Origin of the sequence: Flammeovirga aprica JL-4 (genome assembly GCF_012844305.1) — a bacterium.
GTDB classification, from domain to species: Bacteria; Bacteroidota; Bacteroidia; order Cytophagales; family Flammeovirgaceae; genus Flammeovirga; species Flammeovirga aprica.
In genome coordinates this window covers 74555-95197 of the sequence record NZ_JABANE010000007.1, presented here as the reverse complement: position 1 = coordinate 95197, position 20643 = coordinate 74555, and the positions used below count along the sequence as shown (strand labels likewise).

Sequence of the window (20643 nt, the reverse complement as noted above, 5' to 3'; positions counted from 1 at the left end):
TCTGAAATGTTTCTGAAAAAATTGTACTATTCTTATAACAAAGGGGATGGACACGATAATTCCATCGGTTTTCTTTTTGGTTTCTTTCTATAGTCCTTGTATAAATTGAAGGTATATTGTAAACTAATTTCATGTGAGTTGGCATTTTGTTGAGGGAGGTCAGAAGTAGTAATGTCATAACTGTATCCAAAGTTGATATTACCCATCTTGATACCTGTTAAAATAACCACTGCATCATGATTGACAGCGTTGTCTTTTTCAGCACTTTTGATCAAAGGTAAACCTCTATACCAAACCCCAAATAGCAATGGAGCATAATGCAAATACGCACCTATACTTAATTGGTCATTTTTCCCTTGAGATTGGTAATGTCCTGCAATTGTAATGGATCTTCTTTTATATTCAGGGATATGGGTTCTATGCCCTTTGAATTCTAATGGGATCATATAGCCGGCTTCAATGGATACTTTGACAGGCAAGTACGCTTGTTCTCCTAAAAATGATATATTCGGTCTAGTGATATGCCTAAAGCCAAGGGCAACCCAATACTTCTCTCCGTAAAGCATTGCACCTGTGTTCACATCAGCATAATTGACTTGATCATTAATAAAAGGTTCATTGGTTACGCTACCTGTATAGCCGAAACTGTCCAGTTGATCATTGAAAATCAATGCAGAGCGATCTAATTTGTTTTGACCATAACCAACTTGTAAACCAAGGTTTAATCCCGTGTATTGATTAATACCAATGGTATAAGAACCTGAAGCGACTGCCTCTAAATGTGTTAGTGGTGTACCTTCGTTTACTCCAAATTGGTCTTGTTTGATATAACCTCCTAAAGAGAAGTTTTTATACTTGAAGTTATGGTCAAATGCTGCCATAAAAGAGACAATACTTGAGGGTAGTCCTGCCCATTGTTTTCTGTAGTTTACAATGGCTCTTGTTTTACCACTTGATCCTGTAAGCGCAGGATTGAGATACATGGGAGTAGAGTAGTATTGAGAAAACTGAGTGTCTTGTGCAATGCTCTCATGAGGTGAGAGTATGCAGGTGATAATAGCAATTAATAATAGCTGATAGATAAAATTAGGTTTCATAGTAAGTTAATTGGGTGAGTATTGTTATAAGAACGTTTTCTATGGAATTTGTGTTTCTAAAAAAGTAGAAAAGTACTTACATCGTAAGGGTTCGATAACTTTCAATCTTGACAATTGAAAAAGTTTATTTTTTATTCTTTTATCTTGAAATCTTACTTAACTTATTCGAATTGGTAATTGTATTATTTTGTTATTTCGCTTAGGATAATACATATTTCATTTAAAATAATATCTAACCTTACTTTAGTGCAACCAAAAAAAGGAAACCAATTTGAATTGATTTCCTTTCTTTTTTATCTCAAAATAGAGCTTAACGACAATTAGCTTACATCTGAAGCAGGTTTTGACTTCCATCTTTCATGGAACCATACCCATTGATCTGGCGCTTCACGAATAAATTTTTCTAAAGCCAAAGACATATTTTGAGTGTTGACGTTGATATCTTTTTCTCTGTCTCCTGTTTTCACAAGTGGGACTTCAGGTCTGAACTCTAATAAATGTTTTCCGTTCTCCTGTAATTTGATAGAGGCTGGAATGATTGCAGAGTCCGCTTTTAAAGCTAACATTGCAGCACCAATAGGAGTGGCCGCTTGTTTGCCATAAAAATCAACGTAAGTATTCTGAACTTTGTCTGTATCTTGATCAATAAGTAAGAAGGCTAAACCACCGTCTTTTAATTTCTTGAACATTTTAATACTTCCACGAGGGTCAGAACGTTCAACAAAATCAGCTTGATCATTTTTATTATGACGACGAGTATTCACCACCAACTCATTGAGTTTATCATCATGCAGTTTTGCACCAATGGCGATACATGGGTAGTTATTCATACTTAAGTAGAAACCAACCATATCAAAAGCACCTCTATGACAAGTTAAAAGGATAACACCTTTTCCTTTTTTATGAGCATCAATTAAGTTTTGTTCTCCCTCAACCTCAATCACGGAATTCAGTTCTTCTACAGTTTTAATAGAAGGGTAGCGAAGAATGTCTGTAAAATTTCGACCTAGATTTTTAAAGACATTTTTTGCAATTTTTTCTATCTCTTTGTCTGTTAGCTCATTTTCATAAGCGTATTTTAAGTGCTTTAATGTGAGATTTTTTGTCTGAGGCATCACATAGTAGACTAATCCACCTAATTTGCCGAAAGTCCACATCAAAGCTTTTCTTGGTATCCAGTTCGCTACTTTAATTAATACTACAATAACCTGGTACAAAAGCTCATATTTCACTTTTTTCCAACCTTTATGTTGACTCATCTTTGTAGTTTATTTTTTGAAAAATGAATGATCTTTTTTGTAAACGCTATATAGAAAGAAAAGTTCTCTTATTTCATTAAAAAAAGGCAACAGGATCGCTGTTGCCTTCTAATATATATTAGCAAAGTCGATTAAACATCAACATTTGCATAACGTGCATTTCTTTCAATGAAGTCTCTACGAGGTGCAACTTCATCACCCATCAACATAGAGAATAAGTGATCAGCTTCTGCCGCCGATTCGATATCCACTCTACTCATTGATCTGAATTCAGGATCCATAGTAGTATGCCATAATTGCTCAGGGTTCATTTCACCAAGACCCTTATAACGTTGGATACCTACTTTTCCTTCATCGCCACCAAATTCTTGGATAGCTCTTACACGGTCATCTTCACTCCAGCAATATTTCTCTTGCTTACCTTTCTTCACTAAGTAAAGAGGAGGCTGAGCGATATATAAATAACCTTGTTCGATCAATGGTTTCATATATCTGAAGAACAATGTTAGGATCAATGTTCTAATGTGAGAACCATCGACGTCGGCATCGGTCATGATAATGATTTTGTGGTAACGTAACTTTTCTAAGTTAAGCTCTTTCTCATCATTTTCAGTACCAAAACGAACACCCAATGCCGTGATGATATTCTTGATCTCTTCGTTGTCGTAGATTTTGTGCTCTTGCGCTTTTTCTACGTTAAGGATTTTACCCTTAAGAGGAAGGATAGCTTGGAAATTTCTATCTCTACCTTGCTTAGCAGAACCACCTGCTGAGTCACCCTCCACTAGGTATAATTCACAAAGTGCAGGATCTTTTTCAGAACAGTCAGAAAGTTTACCAGGTAAACCAGTTCCAGTAAGAACGTTTTTACGCTGTACCATTTCACGAGCCTTACGTGCTGCATGACGAGCTTGAGCGGCAGTGATTACTTTCTGTACAATATTTTTAGCTTCTTTAGGATGCTCTTCTAAGAAAGTTTTCAATGTTTCTGTTACTGCAGAATCTACAGCGCCAGAAACTTCAGAGTTACCTAATTTTGTTTTTGTCTGACCTTCAAATTGTGGTTCAGGAACTTTTACAGAGATAATAGCTGTTAGGCCTTCTCTAAAGTCATCACCTGCAATGTCAATCTTTACTTTATCTAAAAGTCCAGTAGAATCAGCATAAGATTTCAAAGTTCTTGTTAAAGAACGTCTAAAACCAGCAACGTGAGTACCACCTTCATATGTATTAATGTTGTTCACATAAGAGAATACATGCTCAGAGAAAGAAGTATTGTAAGTCATTGCCACTTGCACTTGAATATTGGCTTTTTCTCCTTCCATAAAGATAGGAGTACCCAAAAGTGCTTGACGAGTATTGTCTAGGTAAGAAACATATTCACTCAAACCACCTTCTGAATAGAAAGTTTCTTGGATGTTTTCACCTTCTTCGTCTTGCTCTCTTTTATCTTCTAAGTGAATAGTGATACCCGCATTCAAGTAAGATAATTCTCTTAATCTTGAAGCTACAGTATCATAATTGTAAACACCTGAAGTAAAGATGCTTAAGTCAGGCCAGAATTGAACTGTAGTACCAGTAATATCTGTTTCCCCGATTGTTTTTACATCATACTGAGGAATACCTGTTTTATATTCTTGTTGGAAAACTTTTCCAGCTCTGTGAACTGTAACCTTCAAGTCTGTAGAAAGTGCGTTTACACATGAAACACCTACACCATGAAGACCACCAGATACCTTATATGTATCTTTATCAAACTTACCACCTGCGTGAAGTACTGTCATTACAACTTCAAGAGCAGATTTTTTTTCCTTAGGGTGCATATCAGTAGGAATACCTCTACCGTTATCTCGAACAGTAATAGAGTTGTCCTCATTGATAGTCACAAATATATCTGTACAAAAACCAGCCATTGCCTCATCAATGGAGTTATCTACAACTTCCCAAATTAAATGGTGCAAACCTTTGATGCCAATGTCACCGATGTACATTGCTGGTCTCTTACGAACGGCTTCTAATCCTTCAAGGACTTGAATATTACCGGCTGAATAATTGTCTTTTTTTTCTTCCATATCTTTGTTCAAAATATCTGCGAAGCTACCTCTTTTTAAGCTCAATTACAACCCTTTTTTTCTAATAGAATTGTACTCAATTGCTTACAAAGTTTTTAACCTTCTTTTCGCCTCAGCATCTATACTGTTTTTATAGGAGTGTTTAGGATAGGAGTATGCTTTTTTATAATAAAAAATGGCTTTTTCTTTATCATTTAGCCCTTCATATAAAATCCCTAATTGAAGTGCGGCATTGGCCGTAAAGTATCTTTTAGGTTTGGTTCCTCCATAATCAATCACATTAAGATAATACTTTATTGCTAAAGTTGTATCATTTAAAGCCTCTTTTACTCTGGCATATCTATAATTGTATTCTAATTTATCTTTTCTTGAGAAATCTTTAGGATTGATTTGCATTAATACACTATCAGAAGCATTATATTCTTTGCCATCGTATAACATTCTAGCATACATTAGTTTTTTATCAGGCAGAGAAGAGGACAGAGCAAAGGATTGCGCGTATTTATCCAAATAAAGTTTTTCATCTCCCGATTTGATAATGTCTTTCAACTTTATATTTATTTCTTCTTCACTTAGTTCTGTTGAAAGCCAATCTATGAGGAATAGTCTGTATTTTGTGGTTTTGATGTAATCTGAATCTGTTGCTTTTAAGTAATTATTAAAGCTAAGTGATGCACTTTTATAATGATTTAAATAAAAATGAGCAGTCCCCAGTAAATAATTATAATAATCATAATGCTTCTTTTCCTCCTTTGTAAAAGAGTTTAAGATGTTGATATTCAATTTGTATTCTTTAATTCTATCATAAACCCAGCTTAATACGATCTTCCCTTGATAAAGCTTTCCATATTTCTTTTCATAAAGATCAATTTTCTCTTTGTCATATTCTTTTTTGATATAAACATCTAAAAACAACTCTGATGAGAATGCTTCGAATTGAATAAATGGGTTGGTGGATTTTTTTGCATTTTCAATTAATGTTTCATGATTTTCGTATGTCAATTCTGGAAAACCAATAAAGCGCATGATCCATTTATATTCCTGAGGTATGATACCAATACTTGTTGAAATGATTCCTGTAAGTAAGCCACTTAAAGTATCTTCAGGGTGTTTAGCAAAGTTCTGAGAAGAGTGATTATAAACTTTTTTCAAGTCCCAATAGCCAGTCCAATAAGACCCTTTTTTAAATTCACATAAGCTTTTAAGAAATAATGTGTTATAATAATAAGGACTGTCCTTTCCGACATTCGGAATCATAATATTCTTATCAGTACTTATAAGAATAGTTTGATAAACAGAGATGGTATTTAAATCCTTGATAACAAAAGAATCTGTTTCTTGACTGAAAACAGTGTGACCACAAACAAGAAGGAATAAAACAGTAAAAAAGGGTTTTAAGTTCAAAAAAATGGATATTGACTGTTAAAAGATAATTTTTTTGGCAATATTATGTAGTAGACTTCAATTAAATAATAAACAACATTTAGTTAAAGCAACCTTATAAAATAGGAAACGTAATTTTTTTTAGATAATCTTGTCTTCTAGAACAAATATATAACATATGAAATTTATTGTAGAAATAAAGTTACCCGAAATTTTAGATCAGCATTTAATAGACATACTTCCTTCGCAGTATACAGAGATTGGAAATATGATGAATGATGGGATTATTTCATCATTTATGTTGTCAGATAATGCACAAAAGGCTTGGTTAACTTTAGATGCAGAATCAAAAGATGAGGTAGATAATATACTATGTGCATTCAAACTTTATGATTTTGTAGAGATCACTATTTCAGAGTTAAGTATTGCCGAGGTAACAAGCCCTGCTGTTCCTTCCTTTTCACTGAACTAAAAAATATTAAAATATTTATAAAGGGTTGCTGTCTATGTATGAAGTAGATAGCAACCCTTATTTTTATGAAAAAAGGCCAATACTGCAATATATGATGTATTTTGCACGTATTTTGTAGTAAGTAATAATTGTAAAAATAACATGATAATTTGATTAATAATGCGTAGTACAAAGTTTACCTTAATTTCATTCTTGTTAATATTTTTTTCATTACAGGTCAATGCTCAAAATGTTCTTGATAATCCACTAGTTGTAAAATTGAGTGGTTATGAGTTGGTTTATGATGAATCAAAATTTGATGAAATAGAATTTCCAATGAGTGAAGTAGATATCTTCCCATTGTCAGGAAATAAAACTTTTGCCACGTTTAAGTACGATAAAAATAACACCTATAAGCATCCCAATGCGAATCAAATTATTCAAACTTATTTTGATAAAGTAAAAAGCCTGAGAGGAAAGCCACTTTTTAAGGGTTCAAATTATGGGTCTTTTCAAGTGAGATCAAATACTAAGAAATTTTGGTGTGTGTTAGAAACTCATGAGAATGGAGGGACTTATACTATCACCATTATTGAGCAGGAAAAAATGCAAGAGGCTGAAACAGCGCAAGAGATGCTGGAGATGCTAAAATCTAAAGGAGAAGTGAATTTATATTTCCAATTCTCTACCGGTTCTGCTAATCTTTCTCAAGCCTCATATCAAAACATCAAAGAAGTTGCCACATTAATGAACAGGTTTGCTCCTCGACTGAGTTTAAGTATAGAAGGGCATACGGATAATGTAGGTAATACGGAAAGCAATAAGAAATTATCCCTTCAAAGAGCCGTAGCAGTGAAAAATGAGCTGATCAAAAACGGAGTAAAAGGAGAAAGACTTCAAACTGTAGGTTGGGGATCTGAAAAACCAATCGCTCCAAATAATGATGAAAAAGGGCGACTTAAAAACAGAAGGGTTTCCATTAAAGCATTGAACTAATTACATTTGCAACCGGCTCATCAAATTGAGCTGGTTTTTTTATGAATAAGATTTTTTATACTTTTTTCGCCATCACATTATTATTGTTCGGTTGTGATGAAAATGCTGATCGGAATCAAGCTTTTATTAAAGGAAGAGACGCCTTAAAACAAAAGGATTTCACTGTAGCCAAAACGCAATTGCAACTCTCAGTAAAATATGATAGTAATTTTGCTGAGGCTTGGAATAATTTAGGGATAGCACACACAGAATTAGAGGAATACCATGAAGCAATAAATGCTTACAATAAAGCGATTCTGATTGATTCTTGCCTACAAGATGCTTATCAGAATAAGGCTAATTTACTCTATTTGAAGGATGAAAAGAGCAAAGCAATAGCCCTACTTTCTCAAGGCTTAAATTGTAATTTAGAAAATAAGTCACTGCTTCTAAATAGGGCTACGCTTTACCAAGATCAAAAGATGTATGAAAAAGCATTAGAAGATTTAAGAGCTTTAAAACGATTAGTAGCCGAAGATGATGTGTTATACACCAACTTAGGCTATTGTTTTTTTGAGTTAGAAGAACTTGATTCCGCTTTTCATTATTCAGTAGTAGCACTTGAAATCAATCCTAAAAGAGATGAAGCAGCGAATAACCTGGGAATGATTGCTATGAAAAAGAAAGAATCTGAGGATGCCTATAAGTTTTTCAAAAAAGCCGTTGATATCAAACCGCAGAATAGTCTATACAGAGCGAATGTTGCCAAAGCTGCAATAGAGATAGGGAAACTAGAAGAGGCCTGCAAGAATGTAAAAATGGCAAAATACTATAACTCAAAAGGCAATTATGATTCACTGATTTCTATGAGTTGTAAAGAATAGAACCTTATTTTCTTTGATTTTGCTTGAAAATATTTGGTACATTTATCACAAATGGTTTAGTTTTAGAAAACTATTTCAATATTTTTAGAATCATAAACTATGATTCAGTATTTTCAAAAGGAGTAAATAGGGTTTTTAAATTGGTGATTTACATGCTATAAAATTTATTTGCTAACAGAACAGAAATTGTCAAAATGGATTATAAAAATCTACTTTTAGAAAAAAATGAAAACTTACTTATTATTACTATAAATAGAGAAAGTAAGTTGAATGCTCTAAATTCTAAAACATTAGAAGAAATTAAAGATGCTTTCCAAAATGCCTATGATGATGAATCCATCCGAGCAATTATCATAACAGGAAAAGGAGAGAAGGCTTTTGTTGCTGGAGCAGATATTTCAGAAATTAAAGATCTCAATGAGCTGAATGCTCGTAAGTTTTCGGAAGAAGGGCAGGAAATTATGCAAAGTATTGAAACTTGTCCTAAACCTGTAATTGCAGCAGTAAATGGATTTGCACTTGGAGGAGGCTGTGAATTAGCATTAGCCTGCCATATTAGAATTGCTTCTGAAAATGCAAAGTTTGGTTTACCAGAAGTTTCTTTAGGAATTATTCCTGGCTATGGAGGCACACAAAGATTACCACAGTTAGTAGGAAAAGGAATTGCCAATGAGTTGATTTTAACTGGAGATATGATTTCTGCTCAAAGAAGTTATGAAATTGGTTTGGTTAATCATGTAGTACCTCAAGCTGAATTAATGGAAAAAGCAAAGGGATTGGTCAATAAGATATTGAAAAAAGCACCACTTGCCGTTTCTCATGCCATAGATTGTGTCAATGCATCGTTACCGATGAATACAGGCTATCAGACGGAAGCTAATGCATTTTCAAGTGCCATTAAAACAGAAGACTTTGTAGAAGGTACAAGTGCTTTCCTAGAAAAACGAAAGCCTACATTCAAAGGAAAATAAATAATAATACATATTCAAAAAAGTGCTATAAGATTGAAATAGAATAATTTCAATCCTCAGTACTTCAACCTCTTTAATCAACATTGTATGTTTAAAGAGGTTTTTCATTTATCAAACAAATGCTTAAAAAATTACTTTCAGATACTGTCATTTATGGGTTGACAACTGTATTGATGAAGCTGATCAATTATGCTTTGACACCTTTGCATACTGCAGTATTTGGCCCAACAAGTTTTGGTATCGTTTCCCTTTTTTATACCTATGCCGTCCTATTCAATGTGATCTACACCTATGGTATGGAGACTGCATTTTTCAGATATGCATCAAAGGGAGATAAAAAAACGGTGTATTCCAATATTCAGTCCTCACTCTTAATTACGTCCTTTATATTATCGTCCATTTTATGGTTTTTATCACCTTATATAGAAACCCTATTTGGCTATGAAGACAGTGAGATGTACGTGAAACTTTTCTCCATACTTTTTGCAGTAGATACCATTATCGCTATTCCCTTTGCGAGCTTAAGAATTGACGGAAAAGCAAAACGGTTTGCCTTTTTGAAGTTGAGTGAAGTAGTATTGACATTTGGGTTGAATTATTTCTTCCTAGTCACTTGTATGGAAGTGGTAGACGGTAAATCAACTTCTATTTTTTCAGGTTTAATACAAGAATATTTTGATCCAACTTTTGGGAGAGGGTATGTATTCTTGGCCAACTTAATTTCAAAGGCATTTATCATGTTATTATTGTTGGACAAATTCCTTGAAATCAAGTTTTCATGGTCTTGGGAAAAGATGAAGCCGTATTATAAATATGGTTTTCCGCTTATATTCTCTGGGATAGCCTTTTTCATTAACGAAGCATCAGACAGAACGTTATTAACGATTTTAATACCAGATGATTTTTATTCGTTTGGAGATGCAGAAGCTGCAATGGGAATTTATTCTGCCAATTACAGACTCTCTATTTTTATTACTTTGGCTGTCACAGCTTACAAATATGCCGCAGAACCATTTTTCTTTTCGACTGCAGAATCAAAAAATTCTCCACAAATTTTTGCCAAGGTGATGCATTACTTTGTCATTATTTTAATGGTCATGGTAGTAGGAGTAGTTAGTAACCTTTCATGGATAGCACCAATTGTATTGAGACAAGATATCTATTTAATAGGTTTACCGGTTGTCCCCATATTATTAATGGCCAATGTATTTTTAGGAATGTATTACAATCTGTCAGTTTGGTTTAAAGTAACAGATAAGACTTCTTATGGAGCTATTATTAGTGCTGTGGGAGCTGTTGTCACTTTAAGTATGAACTTTTTATTAGTACCAATGATTGGTTTTTATGGAAGTGCGATTGCCACATTCTGTTGTTATTTTACCATGATGGCTTACTCTTATTATTTAGGTCAGAAATATTACCCAATTCCTTACAATGTGAAAATGGTATTTCTGTATTTTTTAATGGGTGGTATATTTATTGTAATTAACACATTCATAAAAATAAATGGTTTTTGGATGGATATTTTCATTCAAAATACTATGTTTGTATTTTTCTTATCCTTTGTAGCTTACAAGGAAAGAGATTTAGTAAAATCGCTAATACATAAACTTTCAAACAGAATTTAATTTCAATGCAAATTAAAGTTATAAATAAAAGTCACCATCCTTTACCTCAATACCAAACACCATTATCTGCGGGTTTGGATTTAAGAGCTGTTTTAGAGGAACCTGTAGCCCTTCAACCATTAGAAAGAAAATTAATCCCAACTGGATTGTATATTGAACTTCCTGATGGTTATGAAGCACAGGTAAGACCAAGAAGTGGTCTGGCATTCAAACATGGTTTGACTGTGTTAAACTCACCGGGCACAATTGATGCTGATTACAGAGGTGAGGTAAAAGTTTTATTAGTGAACCTTTCTAACGATGTTTTCAATATTGAAGACGGCGAAAGAGTTGCCCAGTTGATTGTTGCAAAACATGAAACAGTAGAATGGGAACCTGTGGAAGAGCTTTCATCTACTGAAAGAGGAGCAGGAGGTTATGGTAGTACTGGAAAAAAATAGAACTAAATATACTTATGAAAATTATTGTACCAATGGCTGGTCGTGGTTCTCGTTTGAGACCACATACTCTTACAACCCCAAAACCACTTGTTAAAATTGCTGGTAAGCCAATTGTTCATCGTTTAGTAGAAGATTTAGCGGCAATGTCTGATGAGAATTTAGAAGAGATTGCATTCGTAATTGGTGATTTTGGCGAAGTTGTTGAAAAAGAGCTTGTTCAAATTGCTGAGTCATTAGGCGCAAAAGGAACAATCTATTACCAAGATGAGCCTCTTGGAACTGCTCACGCAATTAATTGTGCGGCAGATTCAATGGATGGTAATATTATCGTTGCCTTTGCAGATACATTATTCAAAGCTGATTTTACAATTGACAAATTTGAAGATGGTATCATTTATACTCAAAGAGTAGAAGATCCATCTGCATTTGGTGTTGTAAAATTAGATTCTGATGGAGTAATTACTGATTTTGTTGAAAAACCAACTGAGTTCATCTCCGATCAAGCAATTATCGGTATTTATTACTTCAAGGAAGGAGAGAAATTAAGAACAGAATTACAGTACTTAATTGATAACAAAATCATGAACGATGGAGAGTATCAATTAACTGGAGCGCTTGAAAACATGAAAGCAAAAGGTGCTAGATTGAAGCCAGGAACTGTAATTGAGTGGTTGGATTGTGGTAACAAAGATGCCATTGTAAATACAAACCAAAGATATTTGACATACATTCAGGAGCAAGAGTTAGTGCATGATTCAGCACAGCTTGACAATGTAGTTTTAGTAAGTCCTGTTTACGTAGGTGAGAATGCTAGAATTTCTAATGCTGTTGTTGGTCCTTATGTTTCAATAGGCGAAAATACAATCATAGAAAATTCAGTTGTACAGAATTCTATTGTACAAGAAAATAGTGATATTCGAAGAGTAAATATTGAGAATTCTGTAGTAGGAAACCACGTTGTTTACAGAGGTCGTTCGAAAGACCTTAGTATCGGTGACTTTACTTCTGTAAAAGAATAAAAAAATCATTATTTATTTTCAATAAATATCAAAAACAGCGAAATAATTATATTTCGCTGTTTTTTTCATTTAGTATTTTCGTAGATTTATATAAATATAAGCAGGTGTAACTCTTCTGAAAGAGGTCCACTTACTTCAAAATAGATTTAGAGGGGTTTATCATATACAATGAATAGAAACTTATTGAACATTCGTACTTTTTTAATCCTACTTATTTTAAGTGTTTTCGCTTTTGATAATGTAGCACTCGCTCAAAAGAAAAAGAAAAAAAGGAAGTCAAAGAAAGAAAAAGACACACCTGTTGTAAGTATTGAGGAACCTTCCAAAAAAGATTTAAGAAAATCTGAAGAACTCTTTATCTATGCTGTGAATGAGTACTTGCTTGAAGAATATCAGCAATCTTTAGAATTACTACTCAAGTGTAATGAATTGAATGGCAAGAATGATGGTGTAAAATATCAAACAGCCTTATGTTACCAAAAACTTGAAAATTATCAAAGATCGCAACAGTTTGCAAAGCGTGCACTTGAACTTGACCCTACTAATAAATATTACTATAAGCTAGTTGCTCAAAACTTTGAAATTCTAGGCTTATATAAAGACGCTCTACAGGTTTTAGAAGATCAAATCACTAAGACAGGAGATGATGAGGAAGCATTTTTCCAAATTGCAATGCTTTACCTGCAAATGGGTGCACCAAGAAAGGCTATTGAGTATTTCGATATTGGAGAGGAGAAGTATGGAATTAATGATATTATCGTCCGTCAAAAGCAACGTATTTATATTAGATTAGGAGATCTAGACGCCGCTTTACTTGAAGGTGATAAATTAATCAAAGCCTACCCGGAAGATCTTAGTTTCAAGTATTCTCAGGTTCGTTTGTTATTAGGAAATAATAAAACAGATGATGCAAGAGAAATGTTGGAACCTATTCTTAAAGATTACCCCAACGAAGGAGAAGGACATTTTCTTCTAGCAAGCATCTATAGAAATCAAGGTGAGTCAGAAAAATATTATGAGGAATTGAAGATTGCTTTTGGAAGTGATGATCCTCTTACTGATGAGTCCTTTAATATTTTAACCGGTTACCTTCAATTTACTTATAATGAAAAGAAAAGAAAAGAAGGTGAAGAGTTAATCAAGATTGCTTTAGAAGCTCATCCAAATGACGATAGAGTTTTTGCAATTTATGGCGACTTTCAAGTTTCAATAAAGAAATATGCCGAAGCAAGAAGCTATTACATGAGATCTTTAACCATCAATCCTGATAACTTTAAGCTGTGGCAACAAGTATTGTCTATTGACTGGGAGTTGCAGGAAACTGATTCTGTAGAAGTTCACTCTGATTTAGCCATTGAATATTTCCCAAATCAAGCAATTCTTTATTTTTATAGTGGTTCCTCTAAGTTGTTTTTGGAAGAATATGAAGAAGCCGAAGCAATGCTTAGTCAAGGTCTTCAAATTGTTGTAGATCCTTCTTTAAAAATTCAATTTAATGCACAATTAGGCGATACTTATTATAAATTGGATGACTTTGAAAAATCTTTCAAAAAATATGAGGAGGTGCTTAAAGTTGACCCTATCAACCTTTATGTGTTGAATAACTACAGTTATTTCTTATCATTACGTAAAGAGAATTTGGATAAGGCGGAAGAAATGTCGCATGAATTGATTTTAGCTGAACCTGAAAATGATACTTATCTTGATACTTATGGTTGGGTATTATTTGTAAGAGAAAAATATGAAGAAGCTGAAAAAGTATTAGAAAAAGCTGCTACTATCACGAAAAATGGAACTGTTCTAGAACACTATGGAGACGTTCTATTTAAAGTTGGAAAAGTAGAGAAAGCTTTAGAATATTGGAAGAAAGCAAAAGATACGGGTGATGAAGTCACTGAAGTATTGGATAAGAAAATAGATCAGAAGAAATATTTTGAGTAAAACAATTTGAGTTTTAGTTGATCTCACTTCGTAGAAAAAGAGGTATATATGTTGACTAATCAATCAATATTATACCTCTTTTTATTGTTATAATATCAGGACTATTGCTCATAAAAAGGGAATAGTTTTTTATATTTACTGTCATACAAATATTTTTCATGAATTCCATAACCTAATAACTTTGATAACAACAAACAAATTGATTTTAAAGTCAATAAGTTATCTAAAAGTAACTATTGTTCAAATCTTGTCTTTAGTGTAAGTTTCTCTCCCAATAAAAGTTAAAGTTAGAATTGAATTTTGAAGAAAGTAAGAACAGCTTAAAAGCTATACTATTTGGCTAAAATCAATAATATCTTCCATTAATGATAGTTTTATAGTTGGTTAATAATCAAAAGAATCAGAGTGTTACGAATTTCAAAGATATATGTTCAATTACTAATAGTAAAAAATATAAAAATAAAGCAAATTATGAAAAAAATATTAATCGTCCTATGTATTCTACTTTCTTCCTTTAGTTGTGCTGTTCAGCAAGAGTTTATAGCTGACCAAAAAATATTAGAATCTGTAGGTAATAAGAAAAGTAGTTCCTATCAACTAAATACAAGAATAGAAGATGGACATTATAAATATTATGCTTTGGGGAAATATTTTAAAGAGATTCCTAAAGAAATCACTGCATTCAGTGAAATTGAAACATTACAGATTACAGCGAATAAAGAATTAAAAGAAATACCAGGTTTTTTGAATAAATTATCTACACTTAAGACCTTAATAATTTCCTATAACCCAAAGTTAACGGAATTAGATCCTAACGCTTTTAAAATAGAAGGATTAAGGAAAATAGAATTATCTGATAATCAGATTAATTCTATCCCTCCATCTATTTATTCATTAGATAACTTAGAACAATTAAAAATAGATAAGAATCTAATTTTAAATTTACCTAAAGAAATAGGTCAAATGAAAAGTCTTAAAGTGTTAAAACTTTCTTCTAATCAAATTGAATCATTACCTGACGAAATTGGCAATTTAGAAAACCTAGAAGAATTATATATTGATGACAACCCTATTTCTGAACTACCAAAAAGTATGTTGAAACTAACGAAATTAAGGAAATTAAGAATGTATGGAACAGAATTCAAAAAGTTTCCTTTGATTTTAACTCAAATGCCTTCCTTAGAAGAAATTTTTTTTTCAGCTGATACAATTGAAATACCACCTTCTATAAAAAAATTAAAGTCTTTAAAAAAAATAAGAGTTTTTAATAGTTACGTAAAAAAGATTCCACCTGAACTCGGAGAGTTAAAAAATTTAGAATATTTTTCATTTTCAAATTCAGACCTTAGTAAGGTACAATTTCCTTCAGAACTTATGGGGTTGAATAAATTAATTAGCTTTTCTGTGAAAAAGAGCCGTCTAAATCATTTTCCAACTTTTCTTTCAGGTTTAGATTCATTGGAAATCATATCTATTCGGAATAATCAAGATTTCACACAATTGAGTGAAGGTTTAGCTTTATGTCCAAAATTGAGAAGTCTTGATCTTAGAAATAACAATATTTCATCTTTACCTGAAGATATAGGTTTAATTAAAGAACTTTATTATCTCAATATTGAGAATAATCGTTTAACAACTTTGCCTGCATCTTTGCAATATAATAAAGCTAATTTGGGAATAATGTATTATGGTAACCCTTGGAAATGGCTTCCAAGAGAGTTAGTTGAAAATTTTGAAACTGATGATACTAGACATGGGTTACCTCCTGTGGCTGAAATTAGGTAAATGTAATATAGCAGATTATAAATATCATAGATCAAAACACCTAAAAATAAGTAGAATATATCTTTATTTTTAGGTGTTTTTTATAACTTTTTTATTATCCTTCTTTCTCAGAAAGATATTTCAATACTTTCAATGTAGGTTCGTAATTGGAACATCCTTCTAGAGACTTCTGAAAGTATCTCCTTGCTAATTCTTCATTGTTAGACTGAAGATAAGCAATGGCTAAATTATAATGTAAAGCAGGGAAGTAAGGTAGCCTCATTTGCATTTTAGTATAGAGATCTGCAGCTTCTTTTAGTTCACCACATCTGCTTGCAAAATTTGCTTCAGCCAATTCCGTAAAGTCGGGGTGATGTCCTTTGTTGGCTTTATAAAATTCAATTAAGGTACCTGGAACTCCAATCAGAAACATCAAATTCTTAAGGATATTTTTATGGAAAAACTCAATACCTAAATTATCTCCTCCATAATACTTCGTAGTTTTCCAATGGAATTTTTTATCAAAAAAGTAATACTCGTATTTTCTTCTATAACCTAGACGGTCATAGTAACCTGTTTCTGGGCATATATCAAAGAGTTCACCATTTGAGAATAGTAATCCATGTTTGTCTGAAATAGAATGGCACTCATTACAATAATGATATTGAGTTTCTAGTTGATGATCCCAGTTGATAGGATTATCACAGTGACCACATCTTCTCGTCACTTCTGCGTTCTGAGAAATGAAAATATCAAAGGCTCTTTTGATATCTTTGATCATACCCGACCTTATTACAAGAGCATTATTTTTATCAATTTTCCAGCTTGCGGTTCTTTTTCCCAGTAAAGGATAGTTTTTAAAAGTTATAATTAAGTAACCACCGAAGTAGGTCATACGTAAAATATCATAGAAGGAGATTAATTCTCCTGTCAAATAGATGCCATTTTCATTGATATTTCCTAATTTAGGTAGTATAAAATAGCTTTTTTTCTTCTCTGAATAAGCTTTAAAAGAAAATGCAAATGATGGATTTTCAAGCATAAAAAGGTTTATAATACGAATTTTATCAAATGTATAAGCACTAATCCATTGGTTTCACGTAAACTTTTGATATTTTTACAAATCAGAAGCCATGCTTCTTATAAAAGAATAATACAACGTATTTAATGCGTTTTAAAGATAATTAATTTGACACTAGTAGAAAACCTGTCGCTAATGGCGCCAGGCTTTTTTTTATTTCAAATTTTCTCATTAACTTTTATTTTGTGTTGATTGAAAAAAACTTCAAACGGATAATTTAATGAAAAACAGAACTAAATTTTCAATTTGGTACTTCTTGAGCATTCTTGGAGGAATGCTATTTTTAGAGGCTTTATTTTTTTCAGGACCTAATGTAAAAGAACTTTCTTACAATGCATTTAGAGATAGTATTGCTAGTGGAAAAATTGAACATGTAGTTCTTGCTGATGATAAAGTTTATGGTAAAATAAAGAAAACTTCAAATTCTATACTTAATGATACTTCTGCTGTAGATTCTTCGGATATCAATAAAAGAAATGGACTATGGAGAATTGATGCAAATGGAAAGGCTGCTCCTTGGCGTATTGATTACGAAAAGAGAAGAGAAGACCTTAGTCGTCAATTTTATGTGATAAAGTTAGATGACCCTAACTTGATTAGTGATTTGCAAGAAGCGAATATTGACTATAAAGGTATTATTGAAAATGATTGGTTAGGAAACTTTTTCTCGAACTGGTTACTGCCTTTTGGTTTACTTTTCTTAATCTGGGCCTTTGTCATGAGAAGAATGGGTAAAGGTGGAGGCCTCGGTGGAGGCGGTGGTAATAACTACCTTAACGTTGGTAAAAGTAAGGCAAAAATTTACGCTGCTGATGCTGAACATCTTGTAGATTTCAATGATGTTGCTGGTTGTGATGAAGCAAAACAAGAGTTAGCGGAGGTGGTAGATTTCCTTAAAAACTCTACAAAATATACTGAATTGGGAGCTAAGATACCTAAGGGTATTTTATTAGTAGGCCCTCCAGGTACTGGTAAAACATTATTGGCAAAAGCAGTGGCAGGTGAAGCTGGTGTGCAGTTTTATAGCTTGTCAGGTTCTGATTTTGTGGAAATGTTTGTAGGTGTTGGTGCCGCAAGAGTAAGAGATTTATTTACACAGGCGAAGTCAAAGGCTCCTTGTATTATCTTTATTGATGAATTGGATGCTATTGGTAAAAGTAGATCTTCTAATGGAATGTCAGGCAATGATGAGAGAGAGAATACTTTAAATCAGCTTTTAGTGGAGATGGATGGTTTCGCTGCTGATCAAACGGTGATTGTTTTAGGAGCAACCAACAGACCAGAGATTTTAGATAAAGCCTTATTAAGACCAGGGCGTTTTGACCGTCAGGTACAAGTGGATAGACCAGATTTAAATGGTCGTTTAATGATTTTGAAGGTACACTCTAGTAAAATCAAATTAGGGAGTTCAATCAACTTGGAGGAAATTGCTGCACAGACCGCAGGTTTTGTGGGTGCTGATTTGGCCAACTTATGTAATGAAGCAGCTTTATTGGCTGCTAGAGAAGGAAAAACAGAGGTAGAGCAAATCAACTTTACAGATGCATTTGAAAGAGTAGTGGCAGGCTTAGAGAAGAAAAATGCTGTGATTAGTGAATCTGAAAAGAAAACAGTTGCTTATCATGAAGCAGGTCATGCCATCGTAGGACACTTTACAAAAGGTGCAGATCCAGTCAGAAAGGTTTCTATAGTCCCAAGAGGTTCTGGAGCCTTAGGATACGTATTACAAGCACCAACTGAGGATCGATTCTTAATGAGTAAGGATGAATTATTAGGGAAGATTAAAGGGCTTCTTGGTGGTAGAGCTGCAGAAGAAATTATTTTTGGGGATATCAGTACAGGGGCATCAAATGATTTGGAAAAAGTAGCTTCTATCGTTCGCTCAATGCTTACGGTATATGGTATGAGTGAAAAATTACCTAACTTGTCTCTTCAAAAAGAAGGACAGAATAATTTCTTAGGAAACGGTGGAGCTTCCTATAAACGATCTGAAAGTTTAGAAAAAGAAATCGACAAAGAATCCCTAGAGATTATTGCTACTTGTTATGAAGAAACAAAAGTCTTTTTAAATGAAAGAAGAGATGATTTAGAGAAATTAGCTCAGATTTTATTGAAAAAGGAAATTCTAGATGAACAAGATGTCCTTGAAATTCTCGGACCAAGAGCAGTTTAAAATGATAAGAGAGGAAAAGAAAATTGATGAATTTATCAATAGAGAGGCGAAAGGTATTAAAGACTTATTAAAGAGCGGAAGCATATCTAAAGATTTAATCACCCTTGACATTTTTATAGATAATATCATGTCAGATTTTCAAATTGATCAAAGTCAAAAAGAATATACCATCAACCGGTCAAAAGAAATTTTAAAGGAAAAAGGTATTAAAATTACTGGAATGTAATTATATTGAGAGCCATACGTTTCGTTTTATTTGAAATGTATGGCTTTTAACTTAACTAACTATTTTTTCGTTTTAATTAATTAAACACATAAAATTCACATATTTAACCAATCACTAGCATGTATTTTATTGAAAAACAGGAGTACGATAAGTACACTGATGAAGACCATCAAGTATGGCAGACTCTCTACAAAAGGCAAATGAAAATCTTACCATCATTAGCTGAAAATGATTTTTTAGAGGGGATCAAAGCCATAGGATTTAAAGAAGATCGTATTCCTTCTTTTAAAACATTAGATGAGAAGCTACTTTCTATTACAGGATGGAGTATTGCTCCTGTAACTGGGCTTATTCCAAACAAAGAGTTTTTTGAGCTTTTAAAGGCTAAAAAATTCCCTTCTTCCACATGGTTTAGAAAGTTATCCGAATTGGATTATTTAGAAGAGCCCGATATGTTTCATGATATTTATGGGCACGTTCCTCTTTTAACCAATGAGTTCTTTTGTCAATACTTAGAGAAAATGAGTGTTATTGCTTTGCAATATATTGACAATGAGCATGTAATTGAATTGATTTCCCGTTTATATTGGTATACCGTTGAGTTCGGTTTAATTGAGAAAGAGGAAGGTTTGAGGATTTATGGAGCCGGAATACTTTCTTCTAAAGGGGAAAGTGAATACAGTCTGTTTTCTGATATTCCAAAACGTCATCAATTCAATGTTCTGGAGATTATTCAAACTCCTTATATCAAGGATAAATTCCAAGAGCAATATTGGGTGATCGGTTCTTATAAAGAGTTGTACGACAGCTTGGATGAATTGGACCGTCTTTTGGGTAAAGTTGTGAAAAATGATATTATTATTCAGTAGGTGAATATATAAACTCAAAATGCTCTTCTATATTGGACATAAAGGTTTTTCTAAAAAGAAGAGCACCATTAATATCATATAAAAAGGAACTTCTCTGAACAATACCTATCGGCAATAGATAACATTGTAATTGCTTTGCAATTCTTGCTTTCGAATCAGCCAAAATAGGGAAGGGGAAGTTCTTTTTCTTTAATACCTTCGCAATTTCTTCTTCATTTTGATGAACAATGACAAATACATTTTCAACATGCTTTGTGATAGCCTTCATCTGCTCTTTTAGTAAATGAAGGTGCTCTTTATCCAATTTAGAAGAAACGGTTGGTAAAAAGGCAATCAGAGTGTTTTCTAATTGAAAACGATGGACCTGTCCTTTATAATTTCTTAATTCAAATGTTTCCATAAAAAAGAAG

Annotated in this window: 18 protein-coding genes; 12 read left to right on the top strand and 6 right to left on the bottom strand. The window is 32.9% G+C overall.

The window, feature by feature from the left end; all coding sequences use genetic code 11:
* Positions 1-32 precede the first annotated feature (32 nt).
* The 4 genes from HHU12_RS03920 to HHU12_RS03905 all read right to left on the bottom strand — a co-directional run bounded on the left by HHU12_RS03920 (position 33) and on the right by HHU12_RS03905 (position 5832).
* Positions 33-1097, bottom strand: coding sequence for a PorP/SprF family type IX secretion system membrane protein (locus tag HHU12_RS03920; protein WP_169655204.1), 1065 nt, complete (start codon positions 1095-1097; stop codon positions 33-35).
* 320 nt (positions 1098-1417) lie between these two features.
* Positions 1418-2356 carry a lysophospholipid acyltransferase family protein gene (locus HHU12_RS03915; RefSeq protein ID WP_062618284.1) on the bottom strand — a complete coding sequence of 313 codons (939 nt, stop codon included), beginning with the start codon at positions 2354-2356 and terminating at the stop codon, positions 1418-1420.
* Between the two features lie 131 nt (positions 2357-2487).
* Entirely contained in the window at positions 2488-4428 is a 1941-nt protein-coding gene (gene gyrB, locus HHU12_RS03910; RefSeq protein WP_205959773.1) for a DNA topoisomerase (ATP-hydrolyzing) subunit B, read from the bottom strand.
* Between the two features lie 84 nt (positions 4429-4512).
* Positions 4513-5832 carry a tetratricopeptide repeat protein gene (locus tag HHU12_RS03905; protein ID WP_169655202.1) on the bottom strand — a complete coding sequence of 440 codons (1320 nt, stop codon included), beginning with the start codon at positions 5830-5832 and terminating at the stop codon, positions 4513-4515.
* A gap of 157 nt (positions 5833-5989) precedes the next feature.
* Between HHU12_RS03905 and HHU12_RS03900 the strand changes: the two genes are divergently transcribed.
* The 9 genes from HHU12_RS03900 (at position 5990) to HHU12_RS03860 (ending at position 15905) form a co-directional block, all read left to right on the top strand.
* Positions 5990-6283, top strand: coding sequence for a hypothetical protein (locus tag HHU12_RS03900; protein WP_169655200.1), 294 nt, complete (start codon positions 5990-5992; stop codon positions 6281-6283).
* Between the two features lie 159 nt (positions 6284-6442).
* Complete coding sequence (locus tag HHU12_RS03895) at positions 6443-7258, top strand: OmpA family protein (RefSeq protein ID WP_169655198.1); 816 nt, start codon at positions 6443-6445, stop codon at positions 7256-7258.
* A gap of 41 nt (positions 7259-7299) precedes the next feature.
* Entirely contained in the window at positions 7300-8121 is an 822-nt protein-coding gene (locus tag HHU12_RS03890) for a tetratricopeptide repeat protein (RefSeq protein WP_169655196.1), read from the top strand.
* A 194-nt stretch (positions 8122-8315) separates the two neighbouring features.
* Positions 8316-9092 (top strand): enoyl-CoA hydratase/isomerase family protein, encoded by a 777-nt coding sequence (locus HHU12_RS03885; RefSeq protein ID WP_169655194.1) that lies wholly within the window; start codon positions 8316-8318, stop codon positions 9090-9092.
* A gap of 119 nt (positions 9093-9211) precedes the next feature.
* Positions 9212-10720, top strand: coding sequence for a lipopolysaccharide biosynthesis protein (locus HHU12_RS03880; protein WP_169655192.1), 1509 nt, complete (start codon positions 9212-9214; stop codon positions 10718-10720).
* 5 nt (positions 10721-10725) lie between these two features.
* Positions 10726-11160 (top strand): dUTP diphosphatase, encoded by a 435-nt coding sequence (gene dut, locus HHU12_RS03875; RefSeq protein ID WP_169655190.1) that lies wholly within the window; start codon positions 10726-10728, stop codon positions 11158-11160.
* Between the two features lie 14 nt (positions 11161-11174).
* The gene (locus tag HHU12_RS03870) at positions 11175-12179 is read left to right on the top strand and encodes a sugar nucleotidyltransferase (protein ID WP_169655188.1); all 1005 of its coding nucleotides are present in this window, start codon (positions 11175-11177) and stop codon (positions 12177-12179) included.
* Positions 12180-12347: 168 nt separating this feature from the next.
* Complete coding sequence (locus HHU12_RS03865) at positions 12348-14120, top strand: tetratricopeptide repeat protein (protein ID WP_169655186.1); 1773 nt, start codon at positions 12348-12350, stop codon at positions 14118-14120.
* Between the two features lie 471 nt (positions 14121-14591).
* Positions 14592-15905 carry a leucine-rich repeat domain-containing protein gene (locus HHU12_RS03860; protein WP_169655184.1) on the top strand — a complete coding sequence of 438 codons (1314 nt, stop codon included), beginning with the start codon at positions 14592-14594 and terminating at the stop codon, positions 15903-15905.
* A gap of 94 nt (positions 15906-15999) precedes the next feature.
* Here HHU12_RS03860 and HHU12_RS03855 read toward each other — a convergent pair whose 3' ends face one another.
* The gene (locus tag HHU12_RS03855; RefSeq protein WP_169655182.1) at positions 16000-16926 is read right to left on the bottom strand and encodes a tetratricopeptide repeat protein; all 927 of its coding nucleotides are present in this window, start codon (positions 16924-16926) and stop codon (positions 16000-16002) included.
* A gap of 259 nt (positions 16927-17185) precedes the next feature.
* Between HHU12_RS03855 and ftsH the strand changes: the two genes are divergently transcribed.
* The 3 genes from ftsH to phhA all read left to right on the top strand — a co-directional run bounded on the left by ftsH (position 17186) and on the right by phhA (position 20233).
* Positions 17186-19138, top strand: coding sequence for an ATP-dependent zinc metalloprotease FtsH (gene ftsH, locus HHU12_RS03850; RefSeq protein ID WP_169655180.1), 1953 nt, complete (start codon positions 17186-17188; stop codon positions 19136-19138).
* A gap of 1 nt (position 19139) precedes the next feature.
* Complete coding sequence (locus tag HHU12_RS03845) at positions 19140-19364, top strand: hypothetical protein (RefSeq protein WP_169655178.1); 225 nt, start codon at positions 19140-19142, stop codon at positions 19362-19364.
* A gap of 119 nt (positions 19365-19483) precedes the next feature.
* On the top strand, positions 19484-20233 hold the full coding sequence (gene phhA / locus HHU12_RS03840) for a phenylalanine 4-monooxygenase (RefSeq protein WP_169655176.1): 750 nt from the start codon (positions 19484-19486) through the stop codon (positions 20231-20233).
* Here phhA and HHU12_RS03835 read toward each other — a convergent pair.
* Positions 20223-20633: a redoxin domain-containing protein gene (locus HHU12_RS03835; protein WP_169655174.1), complete on the bottom strand. Its 411-nt coding sequence runs from the start codon at positions 20631-20633 to the stop codon at positions 20223-20225. The two genes, phhA and HHU12_RS03835, sit on opposite strands and share 11 nt — an antisense overlap.
* Between the last annotated feature and the right edge of the window lie 10 nt (positions 20634-20643).

Coding starts and splice junctions, on each gene's coding strand:
- HHU12_RS03920 (WP_169655204.1), bottom strand. CDS start 1,097: ATGAAACCTAATTTTATCTATCAGCTATTATTAATTGCTATTATCACC.
- HHU12_RS03915 (WP_062618284.1), bottom strand. CDS start 2,356: ATGAGTCAACATAAAGGTTGGAAAAAAGTGAAATATGAGCTTTTGTAC.
- gyrB (WP_205959773.1), bottom strand. CDS start 4,428: ATGGAAGAAAAAAAAGACAATTATTCAGCCGGTAATATTCAAGTCCTT.
- HHU12_RS03900 (WP_169655200.1), top strand. CDS start 5,990: ATGAAATTTATTGTAGAAATAAAGTTACCCGAAATTTTAGATCAGCAT.
- HHU12_RS03895 (WP_169655198.1), top strand. CDS start 6,443: ATGCGTAGTACAAAGTTTACCTTAATTTCATTCTTGTTAATATTTTTT.
- HHU12_RS03890 (WP_169655196.1), top strand. CDS start 7,300: ATGAATAAGATTTTTTATACTTTTTTCGCCATCACATTATTATTGTTC.
- HHU12_RS03885 (WP_169655194.1), top strand. CDS start 8,316: ATGGATTATAAAAATCTACTTTTAGAAAAAAATGAAAACTTACTTATT.
- HHU12_RS03880 (WP_169655192.1), top strand. CDS start 9,212: ATGCTTAAAAAATTACTTTCAGATACTGTCATTTATGGGTTGACAACT.
- dut (WP_169655190.1), top strand. CDS start 10,726: ATGCAAATTAAAGTTATAAATAAAAGTCACCATCCTTTACCTCAATAC.
- HHU12_RS03870 (WP_169655188.1), top strand. CDS start 11,175: ATGAAAATTATTGTACCAATGGCTGGTCGTGGTTCTCGTTTGAGACCA.
- HHU12_RS03865 (WP_169655186.1), top strand. CDS start 12,348: ATGAATAGAAACTTATTGAACATTCGTACTTTTTTAATCCTACTTATT.
- HHU12_RS03860 (WP_169655184.1), top strand. CDS start 14,592: ATGAAAAAAATATTAATCGTCCTATGTATTCTACTTTCTTCCTTTAGT.
- HHU12_RS03855 (WP_169655182.1), bottom strand. CDS start 16,926: ATGCTTGAAAATCCATCATTTGCATTTTCTTTTAAAGCTTATTCAGAG.
- ftsH (WP_169655180.1), top strand. CDS start 17,186: ATGAAAAACAGAACTAAATTTTCAATTTGGTACTTCTTGAGCATTCTT.
- HHU12_RS03845 (WP_169655178.1), top strand. CDS start 19,140: ATGATAAGAGAGGAAAAGAAAATTGATGAATTTATCAATAGAGAGGCG.
- phhA (WP_169655176.1), top strand. CDS start 19,484: ATGTATTTTATTGAAAAACAGGAGTACGATAAGTACACTGATGAAGAC.
- HHU12_RS03835 (WP_169655174.1), bottom strand. CDS start 20,633: ATGGAAACATTTGAATTAAGAAATTATAAAGGACAGGTCCATCGTTTT.